At 66.8% G+C, this 17956-nt stretch carries 13 protein-coding genes; 4 read left to right on the forward strand and 9 right to left on the reverse strand.

The window, feature by feature from the left end; all coding sequences use genetic code 11:
* Positions 1-149: 149 nt before the first annotated feature.
* Positions 150-293 carry a hypothetical protein gene (locus tag EI291_RS22860; protein ID WP_170172578.1) on the reverse strand — a complete coding sequence of 48 codons (144 nt, stop codon included), beginning with the start codon at positions 291-293 and terminating at the stop codon, positions 150-152.
* On the opposite strand from EI291_RS22860, the gene EI291_RS10845 reads away from it, so the two are divergent.
* Entirely contained in the window at positions 277-813 is a 537-nt protein-coding gene (locus tag EI291_RS10845) for a sodium-dependent bicarbonate transport family permease (protein ID WP_240635489.1), read from the forward strand. The two genes, EI291_RS22860 and EI291_RS10845, sit on opposite strands and share 17 nt — an antisense overlap.
* Positions 814-921: 108 nt before the next feature.
* Here the strand turns inward: EI291_RS10845 and EI291_RS10850 are convergent, their stop codons facing one another.
* On the reverse strand, positions 922-1596 hold the full coding sequence (locus EI291_RS10850; protein WP_125419835.1) for a TetR/AcrR family transcriptional regulator: 675 nt from the start codon (positions 1594-1596) through the stop codon (positions 922-924).
* Positions 1597-1675: 79 nt separating this feature from the next.
* Positions 1676-3160, reverse strand: coding sequence for an NADP-dependent isocitrate dehydrogenase (locus EI291_RS10855; protein ID WP_125419836.1), 1485 nt, complete (start codon positions 3158-3160; stop codon positions 1676-1678).
* A 270-nt stretch (positions 3161-3430) separates the two neighbouring features.
* Between EI291_RS10855 and EI291_RS10860 the strand changes: the two genes are divergently transcribed.
* On the forward strand, positions 3431-3946 hold the full coding sequence (locus tag EI291_RS10860; protein WP_125419837.1) for a hypothetical protein: 516 nt from the start codon (positions 3431-3433) through the stop codon (positions 3944-3946).
* Positions 3947-4123: 177 nt separating this feature from the next.
* Entirely contained in the window at positions 4124-5116 is a 993-nt protein-coding gene (locus tag EI291_RS10865; RefSeq protein ID WP_125419838.1) for an L-threonylcarbamoyladenylate synthase, read from the forward strand.
* A 217-nt stretch (positions 5117-5333) separates the two neighbouring features.
* Here EI291_RS10865 and EI291_RS23345 read toward each other — a convergent pair whose 3' ends face one another.
* The gene (locus EI291_RS23345) at positions 5334-9134 is read right to left on the reverse strand and encodes an Ig-like domain-containing protein (RefSeq protein WP_125419839.1); all 3801 of its coding nucleotides are present in this window, start codon (positions 9132-9134) and stop codon (positions 5334-5336) included.
* A 483-nt stretch (positions 9135-9617) separates the two neighbouring features.
* Between EI291_RS23345 and EI291_RS10875 the strand changes: the two genes are divergently transcribed.
* The gene (locus EI291_RS10875; protein WP_125419840.1) at positions 9618-12287 is read left to right on the forward strand and encodes a PAS domain-containing hybrid sensor histidine kinase/response regulator; all 2670 of its coding nucleotides are present in this window, start codon (positions 9618-9620) and stop codon (positions 12285-12287) included.
* 93 nt (positions 12288-12380) lie between these two features.
* On the opposite strand, the gene EI291_RS10880 is transcribed toward EI291_RS10875, so the two are convergent.
* From EI291_RS10880 to EI291_RS10900, 5 genes are all read right to left on the reverse strand, one after another.
* Entirely contained in the window at positions 12381-13349 is a 969-nt protein-coding gene (locus EI291_RS10880) for a glycosyltransferase family protein (protein WP_125419841.1), read from the reverse strand.
* Positions 13350-13355: 6 nt separating this feature from the next.
* Positions 13356-14159 carry a DUF4184 family protein gene (locus tag EI291_RS10885; RefSeq protein WP_125419842.1) on the reverse strand — a complete coding sequence of 268 codons (804 nt, stop codon included), beginning with the start codon at positions 14157-14159 and terminating at the stop codon, positions 13356-13358.
* A 33-nt stretch (positions 14160-14192) separates the two neighbouring features.
* On the reverse strand, positions 14193-15086 hold the full coding sequence (locus tag EI291_RS10890; RefSeq protein ID WP_125419843.1) for a beta-1,6-N-acetylglucosaminyltransferase: 894 nt from the start codon (positions 15084-15086) through the stop codon (positions 14193-14195).
* Between the two features lie 43 nt (positions 15087-15129).
* The gene (locus EI291_RS10895; protein WP_125419844.1) at positions 15130-16479 is read right to left on the reverse strand and encodes a lipopolysaccharide biosynthesis protein; all 1350 of its coding nucleotides are present in this window, start codon (positions 16477-16479) and stop codon (positions 15130-15132) included.
* 66 nt (positions 16480-16545) lie between these two features.
* Complete coding sequence (locus EI291_RS10900; RefSeq protein ID WP_125419845.1) at positions 16546-17715, reverse strand: glycosyltransferase family 2 protein; 1170 nt, start codon at positions 17713-17715, stop codon at positions 16546-16548.
* Positions 17716-17956 lie beyond the last annotated feature (241 nt).

A 17956-nucleotide genomic window follows, 5' to 3' on the forward strand; every position in this document is an offset into this window, starting at 1 on the left:
GGGTGAGTAGACTGCTTTGTAGCAGGCCAGATGCTAATACCCGCAATCAAAAAAGCACATAAGCCTATAGCTTTCATGAAATAATCAGGAGAGGCCATTTCATCCAGCAGAAGAGTGAGCACGCACATTGTTTTGTAGATCGAATAGAGCTACCGCAGCGACTCCATAAACTGCTTGCCTTTGGCGAATTCGCGGAACTCCAGGTCCTCCACGGCGCGGTTGGCGTAGGTGCGGTCCAGCTGCACGGCGCGGCGCAGGTGCATGACCATGGCGTTGGTGGAAGCTCCCGCCATCATTGTGGGGGTGATGCTCATGCGGCGCTACGAGGCCGCTGGTATCGACGCGCCCCCGCGGCTGGCCCCGCTGGTACAGCACTCGTTCATCAACGGCAGCGTGCTGCTCGGCCTGATTGCCGATACCAAACAGGCCAACGGCATCAAGCCCTTCATCACCGACATCTTCAAGGGCTTTCCGGCCATCTTCCTGTTCGAGATGGGCATGGTCACGGCCCGGCGCCCCACGGTCTTTTTACGCTACGGGCGCTTTGTGGCTGTCTTCGCCGTGCTCGTGCCGCTGCTCAATGGCTGCGTGGTGGCCGTCGCCAGCCACGGCATCACCGAAAGCGTGGGCAACCGGTTCATCTTTGCCATCCTGGCGGCCAGCGCCTCCTACATTGCCGTGCCGGCAGCCATGCGCCTGGCCGCCCCCAAAGCCGACCCGGGCCTGTACCTGCCCATGGCCCTGGGCGTGACGTTTCCCTTCAACATCACGCTGGGCATGCCGCTGTACTTTGCCCTCGTGCAGCACACCTGAGGGGGATTCAGTAAGCAGACCAGTCGGACTATAAGCGCGGCGGACCGGGCAGCCATTGGCTGCCCGGTCCGCCGCCGGTGTGCTACCCCATCTGCCTACGCCCTCCGCCTAAGCCAGGGCCGCAAAGGCCAGCTGCTCCAGAAAGGCGCGCAGGTTGTTGCTGGCCGCGTCGCGGGTCGCTGCGTCGGTGAGCGAAGGCAGGTGCTGAGCAAAGAACAGCTGCTTGCGGGCCGACTCCAGCAGGGTGCTCACCAGCGCCTGCGGGTAGGGGTAGGCGGGGTTGATTTCCTGCACCACGGCCACGATGCCGGCTGCCAGCTGCTTGTACTCGCGGAACAGCCCTTCCCGGTTGTCGTCGTCCACGTCGCGGGTCAGGTAGGCCTTGGATGCCTCGTGCACCACGATGCGGTAGAGGGCGGCCTCGTCGAGCTCGGTGGTGGCCGGGTCGTCCTGGTGGGCGCGGGTGAGGATGCCCAGGATCAGGCGCAGCCGCTGACCGGCGTCGGGCACGTTGTGGGTATGGAACCGGATCTGGTAGCGCAGCGTGGCCCAGTGCCAGCTCACCAGATACACCAGCAGCCGGTGCTTGTTCTCGAAGTAGCGGTACAGCGACCCTTCAGTGGATTCCAGGCGCTGGGCCAGCTTCTTGAACGTGAATTGCTCGAAGCCGATTTCGTCGATCAGCAGCACGCTCTGGGCCACCAGCTGACGGCCCAACGCAGTGGCCTGCGGATCGCGCAGGTAGAGTTTTTCGTTTAGATCGAGGCGGAGTTGCGCGTTCATGCGGTCAAAGCAAAAGATACTACTCTCAAAGATGGGAGTTTTACTTGTTTCTGTACGCCGCGCCGGTTAAGCGGCGGGGCTACTCTCCCTGGCCCAGCGAAAACGCCCGCTGCCCGTTCAGCAGATACAGGTGCTCGGTCTTGATGATGTAGAACCCGAAATCGACCAGGCGGTGCAGTAGAGACAGCACGTCCGAGAACGGCACGGGGGTGAACTCCGGCCGGGACCCACGCACCAGGGCATCGGCGGCCACGAAGCGGCAGCGCCAGTGGTCGGTGCAGAACGTTTCGGGGTGGCCGTCGGGGTACACCTTCACGCCGCGGTTGGTTATCAGTTTGAGCTGAAGGCGGCCGCCGGTGAGGCGCTCCAGCTGCCGGCCCAGCTCGGCCGCCGACTGGCCATCCCAGCGCAGGAACACATCCACGCCCACCAGCTGCTGCTGCACCGGCACTTTCTCGGGTAGGGGAGCGGGGCGGGCCGACACTACAGGGGCCGCGTCCTCGCGCACGGGCATGGCCGCCAGCTGCCGTGGTATCTGGCCCAGGCGGGCAATAACGGCCTCCGCAAATTCGTCCGTGCTCACCTGTCGGCGGCTGGTGGCGGGGTGGTAGATGTCGGCCGGGTGCAGGCCATCTTCCAGGGTGCAGAGCCAGGCGTTGTGCACGCGGGCGGCTACCGCGTGCTGCCCCAGGTGCCCGAGCATGAGCACGGCCGCCTGCAACAGACCCGAGGGGTTGGCCACGTTGCGGCCGGCAATGTCGGGGGCCGAGCCGTGGATGGCCTCAAACAGGGCCCCACCGTCGCCGATATTGGCCGAGCCGGCCAGCCCCACCGAGCCGGTGAGCTGGGCCACCACATCGGAAATAATGTCGCCGTAAAGGTTCATGGTCACCACCACATCGTAGCGCTCGGGCGTGTCGGCCAGCCGCGCCGTACCGATGTCGATAATCTGGTGGTCCTGCTCAATATCGGGGTACTCGCGCCCGATTTCCGTGAACACCCGGTGAAACAGGCCGTCGGTGAGCTTCATGATGTTGTCCTTGGTCATGCACGTGAGGCGACGGCGGCCGTGCGCCCGGCAGTACTCGAAGGCGTAGCGCACAATTTTCTCGCAGCCCGGGCGGCTCACCAGCTTCAGGCACTGCACCACGTCGGGCGTCTGCTGGTGCTCGATGCCAGCGTACAGGTCTTCCTCGTTTTCCCGGATGATGACGACGTCCAGCGTCGGGTGCCGGGTCGCCACGGCCGGGTACAGCGAGCGGCAGGGGCGCACGTTGGCGTACAAACCCAGCGTCTTGCGCAGCGTCACGTTCAGGCTCTTGTAGCCCCCGCCGAGCGGCGTGGTAATGGGCGCTTTGAGCAGCACCCGGGTGCGGCGTAACGACTCCCAGGCTTCGGGGCCGATGCCCGAAGCGTGCCCGGCGTGGTACACGGCTTCGCCCACCTCAATGAACTCGGGGGCCAGCGCCGCCCCGGCCGCTTTCAGAATGCGCAGGGTCTGGGTCATGATTTCCGGGCCGATGCCGTCGCCGGCGGCTACCGTGATAGGAACAGGAAGTGGCATGGGACAAAGAAGGAAGGATGAAGAAAGGCTTACCGCAGCAAAAGTATGTTTACGTTTTTAAATAGTAGCAATACTACTAAAAAAAGGAGTAAATTTGAACTGCTGTCTGGTGGCCGTTATTTCTGTCCCGCCGCTGCGGCTGCACCCCATGCCACGCCCTATCTGTCTGCGCCTGCGCTCCCGCCGGATTCGGTCGCCCAACTGGTAGCGGCGCGCTGCTGCGCGTCCCGCGCGGCCAGTTCTTATGTTTCACCTTACCTGCTTTTAGCCATGATCCGTTTGCTTTGCCTGTTCTTGTTGCTGCTGCCACTGGGTGCCCGCGCCCAGATCGAGCCCGAGGGGCCCCTGCAGTGGGTGCGCCTGCCGCAGTACCAGCTGCAGTACCACGTGCCCGCCGACTGGACGCCGGTGCGCCAAATCACCGACAGCAGTCTGGTAGTCACCTACTTCAATCCCGACCATACCCTGCGCTTCGTGGCCGGCAAGGTGCAGAACGCCGCCGCCCGCACCACGCCCGCCGAGGCGCTGGCCCAACTGGCCCGCCAGTACGGCGTGACGCCGCCCCCGCCGGTGCCGGCCGCCTACGACGGCGTTCAGTTTCTGGAAACCGCCGGCACGGGCCGCCTCGATGGTCAGCCGCAGCGCTACCAGGCTTTGGCCGCCGAGCACCGCGGGCACCTGCTGCTCGTGTACATCACGGGGGCACCCGAGGTCTTCGTCGCCCATCAGGCCGAGGTGCAGCGAATATTACACAGTATGAGAACGTACCGGGGGCGGGGCCGCTGATGCCCACTTCCCCGACAGCGACTTCCGCCTTTACGCCCCGCCCGTCCCCCCCCCCCGTCAACGATACCGAAGCCGACCGGGTACGCCGGCTCTGCGCCATTTGATCCGGCTGGCTGTTCTTTCCACAGTCCCCATTTTTGTCATGCCCTATCCTCTCTGGCTCAAACCCCGCTCCGTATGATAACCAACACTACTCTCGGCACAGATGTGGCCCACGCCGCGGCCTTGTTGCGCGCAGGCGAACTGGTAGCCGTGCCCACCGAAACCGTGTATGGTTTGGCGGGACATGGCCTGCGCGAAGACAGCCTGCGCCGCATTTTTGCGGTGAAGGGCCGGCCCCTCACCAACCCGCTCATTCTGCACTTTGCCAGCGTGGCGCAGCTGGCCGCGTATGTACGCATGGATGCCGTGCCCGCGGCGGCCCATCAGCTGCTGGACGCCTTCAGCCCGGGGCCGCTCACGCTGCTGCTGCCCCGCGAGCCGGCCGTGGTGCCCGACCTTGTCACGGCCGGCCTGCCCGATGTGGCGGTGCGCATCCCAGCTCACGCTCTGATACAGGAACTGCTGCAGCAGCTCGATTTTCCGCTGGCGGCGCCCTCGGCCAATCCCTTCGGCTACATCAGCCCCACCCGGCCCGCGCACGTGCTGGGCCAGCTCGGCGGCCGCATTCCCTACGTGCTCGACGGCGGGCCGTGCCAGGCGGGCATTGAAAGCACAGTGGTAGGGTTTGGGCCTGAAGGCGAGCCGGTAGTATACCGCGCCGGGGTGATTTCGCTGGAAATGCTGCAGGCTGTGGTGCCGGCGGCCCGCCTGCGCAGTGCCCCGGAAAAAGCCCGCCCCGCTGCCAGTCCCGGCTTGTTGCCTTACCATTACTCTCCCCACACACCGCTGCAACTCTTCGGCCCGGGGCAGGCTACATTGCCTCCCTTCGATGCGGCCACCACGGGCGCGCTTACCCTACGCGAGCCGCTGCCCGGCCTGCCCGCCGACCGACAGGTGGTGCTGAGCCCCGGCCGCGGCGACCTGACCGAGGCAGCCCACGAGCTCTACGCGGCCCTGCACCACCTCGACTCCCTGGGGTTGGGCCAGTTGCTGGCTGAGCGCCTACCCGATACCCGCCTGGGCCTGGCCCTGAACGAGCGACTGGAAAAAGCTGCCGCCCGCACGTAGTATATCCGGCCGCCGGGGGCTTTTTTGCGAGCTTACAGTGGTAGGCTTACTTCGGGGGAAAGCCCCTGCGGTAAGCTGCCACTGTAAGCTCATAGTCTTCATTGGTAAGCATCTGCTCGGTTACGGACCAATACAACAGCCGAGCCGCTCAACATATGCCTGAGTGATACGCTGCCGTTTGATGGCACGGTGGGCGTGTTCGATGATGACTCTTCGCTTATTGCCGGATAATGCGCTGCCGCCAGCAGAAGCCCGGTGCAGTTACTTCCAACAGGTACACCCCGGGGAGCAGCGCGTCCAGCGGCCAGCTGGATAATTGCCCCCCGGCCGCGGTACGGCGCTGCTGCTGTTGGCCGACCAGGTTGTATATGCCAACGGAATACGTATCAGGGGCCAGCGCCGTCAGATCGAGCGTTACGGTGCCGGCGGCGGGGTTGGGATACAGCCTGGGCTGGCCGGTTGGGGCGGCTAGCTGTACTACCCGGACGCCGGAGTAGGTGAAGGTGCTGTCCTGGTCAACCTGCCGCAGGCGGTAGTAGAGCAGCGGCTGGGCAGGAGGGTAATCGGTGAAGGTGTAGGTACGGGGTGTTGTGCTCTGGCCAGCCGCCGGGCGGCTGCTCACGCGCGTGAAGCGGTGCCCATCCACACTGCGCTCCACCTCGAAGCGGGCGGAGTTGATTTCCTGCGCCGTAGCCCAACGCAGCTGCGCGGCGGCGGCGCACCCAACAGCTTCAAAATACTGCAGCGTGACCGGCAGCGGCACCAGCCGGCAACTGCTGACCTGGGGTAGTTCCTCGGGCAGCACATCGGTGCGCCACAGCGGGGCCAGCTGCGAGCCGGGCGTGGCTCCAAAGGCATCCGGGCCGGCAGAAGTACCTGTCAGGCCGTTACTGCCCGGCACGGCCTGCGAGGCGGCCGCCAGCGCCCCGGACGCCAACACTACGCCGGCGGAGCCTCCCCCGCCCGGGCCGTGGGGCCCGGTGGCGGCCAGGTTGTTGTCGCCACCGCGCCCCCCGTTGGCCACCACCGTGAGGCCCGTCAGGCTGCCGCGGCTCATCACCACTACGCTGCCGCCGCCCCCCCCGCCGCCCCCGCCGTCGTTGTCAACCGGCAGCGTAACCGAGGCCCCGCTCACATCGATGATGCCCGTTCCGACCAGTTGATCCAGATTGAGCAGCACGATGCCGCCCCCGGCCCCGCCGCTGGAATTGAAGCCATTGTTGACGTTGACGGCCGCTCCCTGGCCACCCGTGCCGTTGTTGGTGGAGCCGGCCCCGCCGCCGCCGCCCAGCACCACCCGCCCCGGCTGCGCCGCCAGAAAAGGCTCTCCGCCGTTGCCCCCGGTGGCGTTACCCACAAACCAGGCGTTGCCACCCTGGCCGCCGAAGCCGCCGTTGGCCCCGCCGCCGCCGCCCGTGTTATTCTGGTTATTGCGCGTGTTGCCATCGGTGCCGCCGCCCCCGGCATTGGCCGGGGCACCCCGGCCCATGCTGCCGCCCGGGTAGCCCTCACTGCCCGTGTTCAGCAGCACCCCCGCCCCGTTGAGCAGGCGTGGGGTGCCGGCCAGTCCTTCTCCCTTGGCTGCGTGCACCGCCGTGCCCCAGCGCATGGCCCAGTCGGTGGTGCTTACCCCGGCCGGGGCCGGGCCGCCCAGCAGCACTCCGCCTCCGCCCCGGAAGCCGGCCCCGCGTGCGTCGAGCCGGTAGCCGGCCGGCTCAAACGGGCCCTCCACCTGCAGGGCCAGCACCCCACCGGTACGCCCGTCCCAGGCGGCGGGCTGGGCGTCGGCCCCCAGCGTGAGGCTGCGGAAGCGGGGCACCCGGATAACCTGGTACCGGCGGGCCCCGGCGTTGGTGGTGGCGTCACTGTTTTGGTAGATAGCAGTGAGCGGGGCGGCCAGCAGCAGCGTGCCCCCGGCACCGGGCGTAACCGACGACCCGGTAACGTAGCGGTACTCGTAGCGCCCGGCCCAGCAGGTGCTCCAGAGATGGCCGCGGGCCGGCAGATACTCGTAGGCCAGCCCGTCGCCGTACGCGGCCGAGTTGCTGTAATCCAGGTCGGCGCCCTGCATCTGCATCACCAGCACCAGGTCGCCGGCCTGGATGGCCTCGGCGTCGGGCGCCGCCCGGGCCGGGCCCACGCGCAGGGTGGTGCCCGCGGCTGTGCCCAGGCCGGGGTAGTAAGTGTTCAGGCGCTGGCCGGGGCTGGTGACGGCCGTGAGGGTGGCGGGGCCGGGGCAGAACGTGCTGGCCACGGGCCCGGTAATGGTGGTCTGCCAGGAAGCCAAGGGGCCGCTGCTGTCGTTATTGGCGGGCAGCGGGTCGCCCTGGGCCGTGGTGCTGGTAGCCCACACCTGCGCCGCCACAATGGTGCCGGCCGGCGGGGTATCGAAGCTGATGGATACGCTCGTGGCTGTACGGGCTGCAATTTCGGCCACGGCGGGCACCGTCACCCGCCCGGTGGCGGCGTCGTAGCGGCCGCCGCCGCTCACGGCCACACCCGTTAGGTTGGCTGGCAGCTGGGCCGCCAGCGCCACCTGGGTGGCCGTGGATGGACCGTAGTTTACGGCCTGCACCTGGTAGCCGACCCGGCCCGGGCCGGCCACAGTGGCCGGGCCCGTGCCCAGGGCCGCCACATCGGCCACCTGCACCGGGGCACAGGTGGTGAGGGCGGCCGGCTGGGTGCCGTCGTTGTTCAGGGCGGCCGGGTCGGCGCTGGTGGCCGTGCTGGTGCCCACGGCCGACACGGCGGTGCGGGCCGGCATCAGCAGGCGCACCGTGTGTACCCGGGACGTACCGGCGGGCAGGTCGGCCGCCGGAAACACCACGGCCCCGGTGGTGGTGCCGTACACGGCGTTGTGGGAGGCCGTCACCTCGCTCAGGTAAGCCGGCAGCCGCACCCGCCCCTGCACGCTGGTGGCCGCCACCGTCCCGGCGTTGGTCAGCGTCAGGCTTAGCTCGACATAGGCCCCGGCCGGCACGGTGGCCGGCCCCCGCAGCGTGGCCTGCACATCGGCACTGAGGCTGGTAATGATAACCGTAATGTTGGCCGAGTTGGAGAGGGCCCCCTGGGTGTCGCGCACCCGGTAACCAATAGTGGCCCCCGTAGAGCCCGCCGCGGGTACAAAGGTGACTACGCCCGTGGTGGTGTTCACCGAAAACCGTCCGCCCGTGGTAACTCCCGAGCTCGGGCTGAGCGTAACGCTGCCGGGGACGAGCGTGGCGTAGCCGTTGGCGTCGGTGTCGTTCTGCAGAACCGGAATCTGCACGGCCGTGCCCGTCAGCGTGGCAGCCACATCGCGCACGGCTACCGGGGCCGCGTTGCTGACCGTAATGGTAATCTGCGCGGCTCCCGATACCCGGCCCAACTCATCCTGCACGGTGTAGGTGGTGCTGGAAGTACCGGTGAAGCCGCCCGCCGGGGTGAACGTCACGCTCCCGGTGGCTTCCACCCGGAAGGTGCCTCCTCCGTTGGTTCCGATAGGTGAGCTGATCTGCACGGTGGCCGCCCGGATCGTGGCGGCTCCATCGGCGTCGGTGTCGTTACTAGTCACGGCTACCGTTACCGGGGTATTGGTGGGGGTGGTGGCGGCATCGGCCCGGGCCAGGGGCGCAGCATTGGTCAGCGTCAGTGTCAGCGTGGCCGGGGCCGAGGCCGCGCCGGTTTGGTCCTGCACCGTGTAGCGGATGCGGGCGGTGGTCTGGCTGCCGCTGAAAGGGGCGGGGCGGGCACGCACCAGCCCCGTTGCATCCACGCTGAAGGTTGCTCCCTGACCAGCCACATCGGTGGTGCCGCTGCTTGAGGAGCCTAGCAGCAGGACGGAGGCCGGATTGAGGGCGGCCGTGCCGGGCTGGTCGTTGGCCAGAATAGTCAGCTCTGTGGCCGCGGTATAGGAGCGCGTGAAATTGTCGTCGGCGGCCAGCGGCCCGGCCACTGCCAGGCGGTGGTCGGCCGGGAGCATGCGCGGGGCTAAGCCCACTACCCAGGAACTGCTCGCCAGCAGTAATACCAGAAGCACTGCCCGGCAAAGGCGCGGAAAACCAATCGTCATAGAAAAGGCGGATGCACGCAACAGGGCCGGGGGTGATCTGCCGGCTCCGTGCCCACCCCCGGATAATTTCTTGCCACACCCGCCACTGGCTAGTGTTGTTTAATAGGTAAAACACTGATAAACAGTTGATAGACTCCTGTGATTAGGGTGCTGCAAATCCTGCGGCCAGTCGCCCTGATCAGGGCAGGGGTCCAGAATGAGGAGACTCGCTCCAGAATTCGGACGTGCCGTGGCGGGCGGGCGGCGGGGTGGGGCAACCAGCCTATCGGTTACTAGGTAGGTGCAATAGAGCTTTATCTGCATGACTGACAGTGTTATGCGTCGGATTTAACCAGCTATTCGGGTGAAGCTCCGCGCGGGCGCATCCGGCCCGGGGCGGGCTGGCACACATGCTGCCCTCACCGCGGATCTCATATCTGGCCTAAGGCATAATTCTGTTTGTACCAACATATGGTTGTTGAACCGCTACCCTTTGCACCGGCATCCTCAGCCGCTGCGCCCACCCTGCTGGAGGCGTCTCCGTTACCCATCCCGTCGGCCGGCAGCCCGCTGCTGGAGCTGGTGCACCATCTGCCCTACGGGCTCCTGCTGCTGCGCCCCGAAGGCACAATAGCCTGCTGCACCAGCGCCTGGGGCCACCTGCTGGCGTTGCCCCGCCCGGCCGGGCAGTGGGAAGGCCAGTCGCTGCGGCAGCTCTCGGCCTACATTCTCCCCCGGCTCACTCCCGAGTCGGCGGCCGAAGTGGGACCTTGGCTGGCTGCGGCCGGCACCGGCGCCACGCCGGTTGCTGTGCACCTGCACCTGCGCACCGGCGCCGTGCTGGTGTGCGAAGCCGCTTCCACGCCGCCGGGCGTGCTACTGACGCTGCGCGACGCAAGCGCCGACTACCAGCGGCTCCGCGAGCTGACGGCCCTGGCCGAGCTGGCCGAGCACAGCCCGCAACCCATGGTGCATCTGGCCCCGGGCCGCCGCCCGCTCTACGCCAATGCCGCTGCCCGTGAGCTGGGTAGCCGGCTTACCCGCGCCGAGCGGGTGCGGGTGCAGCGCCAGCTGCGGGCCTACTTCCGGGCCGATACCTCCCCCTCGCACCCGGAACTGCAGCTCAATCAGCGCACCTTTGCGTTGCACTGCGCCCGGCCGCCCCGGCATTCGGGCGTACACCTGTACCTGAGCGACATAACGGACCATCTGGCCATGCGCCGGGAGCTGGCCGCGCAGCAGCAGTTTACCGAGCAGGTATTGGATACCATCCCGTGCGCCGTGTTTGTGGTCGATTCTCAGCACCAGGTAATCTTTCAGAACCGCACCATGCGCGAGCTGATCCAGGCCTCTCCCTTCGGGGAAGGACAGCAGAGCCGCACGCCGGAGCAGACGGCCCGCGAGGTAGCCGATTACCAGGCCACCAACGATTTGGTGCGCCAGACCGGGCAGGATGTGGTGCGCGAGGAGCCCTTCACCCTGGCTAATGGTATCACCCATTGGTACTACGCCGTGAAGCGCCCGCTGCGCCGGCCCGATGGCGACGTGCATGTGCTGCACGTGAGCCTGGATATTACGGCCCTGAAGCACACCCAGCAAACGCTGGAGCGCAGCGAGAAACAGTACCGCGACCTGATGCACTACACCCAGGCCCTGATCTGCACCTACGATATGGATGGTAATGTGCTGTCGGTAAACCCGGCCCTGGCCCAACTGCTGGGCCGGCCCGCCGAGCAGCTGGTGGGCAAGCCCGTGGCCCGGCACCTGCCGTTTGATGACCGGGCCGCCTTTGCCGACTGGATGCGCCACGTTGCCAGCGGAACGGCCACCAAGGGCGTACTGCGGCTGCAGCTGCCCGGCACCGATGAAACGCGCCACCTGCTTTACCACAACGTGGCCGTGCTGGAGCCCGAGCAGCCGCCCTACGTGATTTCCCACTCGCACGACATCACCGACCGGGTGCTGGCCGAGCGGGAAACAGAGAAAGCCCGGCTGGCGGCCGAAAAGGCCGTAAGGGCCCGCGAAAACTTCCTGGCCAACATGAGCCACGAGATCCGCACGCCCATGAACGGGGTGCTGGGCGTAGCCAACCTGCTGGCCCGCACACCGCTCACGGCTCAGCAGCAGGAGTACCTGACCACCATCCGCAACTCGGGCCAGCACCTGCTGGCCGTGCTCAACGATGTGCTGGACATGGCCAAGATTACCAGTGGCAAGCTGGAGCTCGACAATTCGCCCTTCAACGTGTGCGATTCGGTGGCGCAGACTCTGCACCCGCTGCTGCTGCAGGGGCAGGAAAAGGGTATCACCTTCGTGACCCGGCCGTTGCACGAGTCCTGTCCGATGCCGTGGGTATCGGGCGACGCGCACCGGCTCAACCAGATCATGCTGAACCTGGTCAGCAACGCCATCAAGTTCACGCCCCGCGGCGGCACCATTACCATCGAGGGAAAAATGCTGCGCGAAACCGCCACTACCCTGGAACTGCTGTTCAGCGTGCAGGATACCGGCATTGGTATGCGGCCGGAAGTGCTCAGCCGCATCTTCGAGAGCTTCACCCAGGCCTACTCCGATACGGCCCGGCGGTTCGGGGGGACCGGGCTGGGGCTGAGCATCAGCCGGGCGTTGGTGGAGCGCATGGGGGGCACGCTGCAGGTGGACAGCTCAGAGGGTGAAGGCAGCCGCTTTGCCTTTACTCTGGAGCTGCCCAAAGCGCAGCCCGCCACCGAGCCCGCCGAGCCCGAGAGCTATGATACCGGCGAGCTGCAGGGCAAGCGGGTGCTGCTGGTGGAGGACAACGACATCAACCGCTTCGTGGCCCGCGAAACCATGCAGCAGTGGGGCATTGTGGTAACCGAGGCGGATAACGGCATACGGGCCCTGGAACTGTTCAACGAGCAGATCTTCGACGTGATTCTGATGGATATTCAGATGCCGGGCATGAGCGGCCTGGAAGCCACGGCCTGCATCCGGCAGCACCCCGATCCGGCCCGCGCCGGTATGCCCATGCTCGCCCTCACCGCCAATGCCTTCCGCGCCGACCACGAGCAGTACCTGGCCGCCGGTCTGAACGCCTGCCTGGCCAAACCCTTCGAGGAAGCCGAGCTGTTCGGTTGCCTGCGCAGCCTGCTGAAGCTGTAGCACCCCCCACAATTCCGCCGAACACTAAAAAAGGCCACCGGGTACGTCCGGTGGCCTTTTTTAGTGTTGCGGGCGCCGGCAGCTGCCGGCAGGCTACAGGGCCGGCTGCAGCCGCAGTGCCTGAATAAAACGGCCCACGAAGGTCAGGGCAAACGGCGTGCGGACCATGGCTTTAAGGGCGTACTTACAAGCCGGAACGGGCCGGCCCCGCCGGGCGGCGTACAGCGCCCCTTCGCGCAGCTTCTCCACCACCAGGCGGCGCACCCACCTAGTGGTAAGGCCGGTGGTAAGCGGCGGGGCGGCCGGCCCGGGCAGCAGCCGGGCCAGTTCCCGGTCCATCCAGGCTTTTTGGGCCGGACTCCAGTAGTGGTAGACATAGGCATCGGCCCGGCGCAGCGGAAAGCGCAGGGGCAGGGCCACGGAAAAGGCCAGCTGCTCACTGGTAAACCACTCCGAGCCCGCGTAGAATGCGTCGCAGAGGCGCAGCACATCCGGCAGCAGGGCCGCGGCGGCGGCCGGCAGTCCCAGCACCCCGGAGTTCCAGCATTTCTGCCCGGCCGTGAATTGCCGCCACTGCCCGTTCACCAGAAACTGCTGCCGGCCGAACAGGTCGATCAGCCGGCCGGGGGCCGCGGCATCGGGCCGGGCGGCGTACTGCACCACCGCCTCGGCAAACGTGTGCTCGGGCTGATCCATGAAGGCAATGCCCGCCTGCAGGTCGCGGAGCAGCGGGGCCGGATCCCGCTGCACCAAAGTGTCCGAATCCAGGTACAGCACATCGGCCCCCGGCCAGCGCTGCATCAGCTCCTGCAGGATGCAGATTTTAACCCGGAACGAATACCGGTCGGGCCCGACCATTGCCAGGCGCCGTTCGGGGGGCAGCAGCAGGTACTCCACCGGTACCCCGCGCAGGTAAGGCCGGAAAAACTCCGGATTATCGGTAAACAGGGCCATGGTAACGGGCTCCGGGCCCGAATAGTGGGCGTAAAAGCTGAGGGCCGCACCCAGGGCCCGGTGGTACTCAACCGGACCACCGTAGGAAAGAAGCGTAAGATACACCATTGCCAACTAGTAAAGGTTGGAGAAAAACCGATGTAAATGCGGCCGGCGCTGCGCCGCCTCATTTGACGGGCCCGCCGGCCGGAGTGGGGGGGCAGGATAACACAGGCAGGCTACGACTATTCCGAACGCGCCGGCCGAGCATGCGCTGATCAGGGTATCGGCCAGCCGCAACTCGGGCAGGGCCGCCCCTAGCCGCAACAGCCACAGCCCGGCCGCCGCGCCGACGGCCAGCCGCCAGTAGCGGTGCCGCGCCGCCGCGGTTATTGGGCTGGGCAATGTCCGGCGGGGGCAGCGGGCCAGGGCCACCAGCACTACCGCCACGCCCATCACCGAGCTCAGCCATTCCAGCACCTGAAACAGGGGCAGGCCGCCGGTTAGGCCGGGAACCGGCTCCAGCAGCGCGGGCAGGTACGCCCGCAGCCCGGGGCGGCGGTGCGTCACCGCATCCCAGAGCAGGTGCGTGGCGGCTCCCAGCCCGAGGCTGAATAGCACCCGGGCGTAGTGCCGCCGGAAGTACGCGCGCCAGCGCAGACGCCGAACCTGCACCAGGCGTTGATAGAGCGGCTGCGGCAGGTGAGCCAGCAGCGAGTCGCGCACCAGCAGATGAAAGCCAAACGCTACGAGCACCCCAACCGGGCAGCTGAAGTACCCGATGCTGAGCCAGGAGTGACTGTGGGCGTTGTGCAGGCCCATGCGGGCAAACTTCTCAAAATCGGGAGCCATGCTGCCGATCAGCAGCCCGGTGGCCGACAACGCGCGCCGCCGCAGCAGCGGCAGCACGGCGGCGGTATGGGCCAGGGTAAAGGGCATACGAAAGCTTTCAGAGTAAATGCCGGGGGCGGGTTAGTCTACGGGTAAGCCCATCAGGGCATCCTGGGCAACCTGGCAGTGGGCATCCAGGGCATCCAGTACAGCGGAGTTTGTATCCAGATTGAATTTGCGGCCCCAGAAGCAGCCCGAGGCCAGCATACCGGGCAAATCGGCCGACGTCAGCAGCCGGGGATGCGCCCCGCCCGTGCTCCAGTCGATGTAGCGCAGGCTATTGTTGTGCAGGGTTTCGCGCAGGGGAGAGTTGTAGAGCACGGTAGCCACCAGAAACTCATCGGAGCCCCAGCTCAGGCGCCCGAACTGGTGCAGCTCCTGGTGCACGGCAAAGAAGTTAACCAGGTACTCGGCCGCGGCTCGGCTGAGCGTGTACCAGCAGCTCATATTGCCCCCGTACACGGTGTACCCGCTCAGCGGAAACTGGCGGCGGGGCAGCACCGCGTTCAAGGCGCGCTGCACCACGTAGCGGCCGGGCAGGGCCGGCGCGTCGGTCAGGTGGTAGCGTTCCAGGCGGGCCCGGTTCAGCTGCCACCACGGCGAGCCCATGGGCTCAGCCTGCACAAACGAGTGGCCCGGGTGGGCGGCCAGAAAATCGTAGAGCTCAGTAAGGGGCCGCAGCGGGTAATCTTGCCCGCTCAGCAGGTTGATAAACTCGTAGCGGGCCGGATGGGCCAGGATTTCCCGCAGACCGGCCAGCAGCGCCTGTGTAAGCCCGAATCCGCCCCAATTGATGACGAAGCGGCGGCGCAGAAACTGCACCTGGGGCCGACGGGCCAGGAACGCAAACAACGACTGGTCCGACTTCAGATCAACGTGCAAAAAGTTGTCCATACGCGGATGGCAGAGTGCTTTCAGGAGCCGGTCGGCCTGGGCTGGGGCGTGGTGCAGCAGCAGAAAATTGGCGATACGCATGAGGGTAAGGCAAAAGATAAGCAGATTGGTTTAGCAGACTGATCTACAAAGGGTAAGCGGCGTGGGCGGCAGCCGTCAGCCGGCGCAGCATCGTCCGTCCTTCCATTAGCCCCACGCGCAGCGTACCGGCCAGCGACAGAGGGAGCTCTCGTTTGAGCAGAAGATAGCCGAAGACGAAGCCCGTGAGCATGGTAGGCAGGCTGGCGAAGGCCACTCCGTAGAGGTTGCCACAGAGGCGGATACCCGCCCAGTCGCCCGCCACGTTTACCACCACCATCAGCAGCACCTTGTACAGGTTCAGGTGGGGCAGGCCCAGCACGTCCAGGGTAACCCCCGTAAATCGGTCGATGGGGTAAAACAGGGCCAGGGCCACGGCCATACGCAGCACGTTGGCGGCTTCGGAATCAACGTACTGGCTACCACCCACCAAATACACGGGCACCTCGGCCAGCAGCACCGTACCTAGCACCAGCGGCAGCAGCAGCCAGGTAAGCAGGCCGGCATTCTGTTGAAACACCAGGGCCAGCAGCGGGCGGTTTTGCTGATTCATGGCCGCCGCCAAGCGCGGAATAGCCGTGGCCATAAAGCTGCGCAGCGGAATTTCGATGACTTCCAGAAAGCGCTGGGCGAGGTTGTAGACGGCCAGCGCGGCCGGCCCCAGCAGCAGGTTGATCAGCACGGTATCGGAGCTGCGTAGCAGGTAGGCCCCGATGTAGCTGCCCACGCTGAATTTGCCGAAGTGCGCCAGCTCCCGCGTAGTGCCGGCCGTACGGCACCGAAGCACCCGTAACCCGCTCCAGCCCGCCAGCAACGCCACGGCGCTGGTAACGGCCGCCGCCGCCAGGTGACAGCCCACCACGCTGGCCAGGGAAAGCCGGCCGCTGAGCATCAGGCCGGCAATGCCGCCGATGAACGTGCCCTGCGTCAGCAGCCGCAGTACCAACAGGCGGCCAAACTGCTGCTCGGCCTGTTGTCGGCAGCTGGCCATAAAGGAGGGCAGCGTGAGCAGAAAGGTGAGCGGAAACCAGCGCACAAATAACTCCAAGCTGGCAACGTGCGCCAGCGCCGACCACCGGGCGGCCAGCGTCAGACCGGCCAGTGCCAGCGTGAGCCCCAGCGCCAGCACCCAGGCCGAGCCCAGGACCTGCTGCTGACGGCCGGGGGTAGCCCCGGCGTACCCCCTGATCAGGCCCGTGCTCAGGTAGCCCTGCCGAAAGGCTTCGCCGAAACCCGTGAGTGTCAGGAAAAACACCCAGGTCCCGATATCGGCCGTTGGCAGCCCCCGAAACAGCAGCGACGTCGATACAATCGTCAGCCCCGATACGGTGATGTTGCCGGCCAGCGACAGAAATTGATTGCTGCGCAGGTAGGGCGCCAGAAACGAAGAACGCATGAGCAGGAGCAAAGAGAATGAAAGTGGCCCGGGGGGCAGTGCCCCACCCCCCCGGGTTCCGGAGCATCAGGCGGTAGCCAACGCGGTGCGCTGGGCTTTTTCCCAGGCGGCGGGCTGGGCCCGGCGCACAAAGCGCCAGAAGCCCTGGAAGACGGCCACCTGCATCAGGGTGAAGTACAAGGGCACCAGCAGCGGCCCCGCCGCCCGGCCCCGCCCGGCCAGCCCCGCGCCCAGCCCCGCCGCCGCGTAAAAGGCCAGCTGCCCGCCCAGCGCCAGCGCGTACACGCCCCCCTGCGCCCAGGCCAGCCACCCGCTCAGCGGCAGCAACAGGGCCAGTAGCACCGGCGTCAGGCTCCAGCGCAGCACCCGGTGCGAGGCGTACAGGAACGTGACCACCGGCTGCCGCCAGGGCCGCAGCAGCAGCCCCGGCAGCCGCGTCATGGCCTGCCAGCCCCCGGCGCAGATGCGCACCTTGCGCTTCATCTCCTCCGCCAGTGAGCCCGACGGGGCCTCGCTGGCGTACGCCCCCGGCTCGTAGACCACCCGGTAGCCGGCGGCCACGATGCGCATGGACTGCACGAAGTCGTCGAGGATGGTGTCGGCCTCCAGCGGGCGGAACAGGGCTGTGCGGAAGCTCACCAGCTCGCCGGCGGCTCCCATCAGGCTGCTGATGGCCGCGTCGCAGCGCTTGAGCACGGACTCGTAGCGCCAGTACAGGCCCTCGCCCGCCCCGGCCGCGCTGCCGTCGCCCAGCACGCGCTTCTCGCCCGAGACGGCGCCGACGAGCGGGTCGGCGTAGTGGCGCACGAGCCGGCGCACGGCCTCGGGGTTGAGCAGCGTGTTGCAGTCGGTGAAGACGACGAAGGGCGTGTGCACGAAGAGCATGGCCCGGTTCTCGGCCAGCGACTTGCCCCCGCGCGCGGGCTGGTGCAGGTGGCGCACCTGTGGGTAGCGCGCCAGCACCCGGGCCGAGTGGTCGGTGCTGCCGTCGGTGATGACCAGCACCTGCAGGCGCTCGGCCGGGTAGTCCTGCTGCAGGCAGTTGGCGAGCTTGGCCTGGAGGATGTCGGCCTCGTTGTAGGCGGGCACGATGAGCGTGACGGGGGGGGTGAACGCACGCGGCAGGGCGGGGCGGGGCTGCGGGCGCAGGCGGGCCCAGAGCCAGACGATGAGCCCGTAGCCCAGGTAGGTGTAGAAGACCACGGCCAGAAACAGCCAGAAAAGCGTCGGTAGCATCGTTCGTTATCCGTTGTTCGTTAGGCGTTTTTTGTTGGCAGTTGTTCGTTGGTAGTTGCTGGATGCAGAAGCAGGGACGGTGGTGCTGACAACCAGCAACTAGCAACTGACAACCAGTAACTACTTTACCCGCTCCCACTCGCCGGTGGCGGGGTCGAGCTGGCGCAGCACCCGGGCCGGGTTACCGCCCACCACGGCGTAGGCCGGCACGTCGCGCGTGACCACGGCCCCGGCCGCCACC

The organism is Hymenobacter rigui (assembly GCF_003944715.1).
In the GTDB taxonomy this organism is placed as follows: Bacteria; Bacteroidota; Bacteroidia; order Cytophagales; family Hymenobacteraceae; genus Hymenobacter; species Hymenobacter rigui.

What these genes read in the sequence shown, in the direction of transcription:
- EI291_RS22860 (WP_170172578.1), bottom strand. Translation starts at nt 293, where the DNA reads ATGGCGGGAGCTTCCACCAACGCCATGGTCATGCACCTGCGCCGCGCC.
- EI291_RS10850 (WP_125419835.1), bottom strand. Translation starts at nt 1,596, where the DNA reads ATGAACGCGCAACTCCGCCTCGATCTAAACGAAAAACTCTACCTGCGC.
- EI291_RS10855 (WP_125419836.1), bottom strand. Translation starts at nt 3,160, where the DNA reads ATGCCACTTCCTGTTCCTATCACGGTAGCCGCCGGCGACGGCATCGGC.
- EI291_RS10860 (WP_125419837.1), top strand. Translation starts at nt 3,431, where the DNA reads ATGATCCGTTTGCTTTGCCTGTTCTTGTTGCTGCTGCCACTGGGTGCC.
- EI291_RS10865 (WP_125419838.1), top strand. Translation starts at nt 4,124, where the DNA reads ATGATAACCAACACTACTCTCGGCACAGATGTGGCCCACGCCGCGGCC.
- EI291_RS10875 (WP_125419840.1), top strand. Translation starts at nt 9,618, where the DNA reads ATGGTTGTTGAACCGCTACCCTTTGCACCGGCATCCTCAGCCGCTGCG.
- EI291_RS10880 (WP_125419841.1), bottom strand. Translation starts at nt 13,349, where the DNA reads ATGGTGTATCTTACGCTTCTTTCCTACGGTGGTCCGGTTGAGTACCAC.
- EI291_RS10885 (WP_125419842.1), bottom strand. Translation starts at nt 14,159, where the DNA reads ATGCCCTTTACCCTGGCCCATACCGCCGCCGTGCTGCCGCTGCTGCGG.
- EI291_RS10890 (WP_125419843.1), bottom strand. Translation starts at nt 15,086, where the DNA reads ATGCGTATCGCCAATTTTCTGCTGCTGCACCACGCCCCAGCCCAGGCC.
- EI291_RS10895 (WP_125419844.1), bottom strand. Translation starts at nt 16,479, where the DNA reads ATGCGTTCTTCGTTTCTGGCGCCCTACCTGCGCAGCAATCAATTTCTG.
- EI291_RS10900 (WP_125419845.1), bottom strand. Translation starts at nt 17,715, where the DNA reads ATGCTACCGACGCTTTTCTGGCTGTTTCTGGCCGTGGTCTTCTACACC.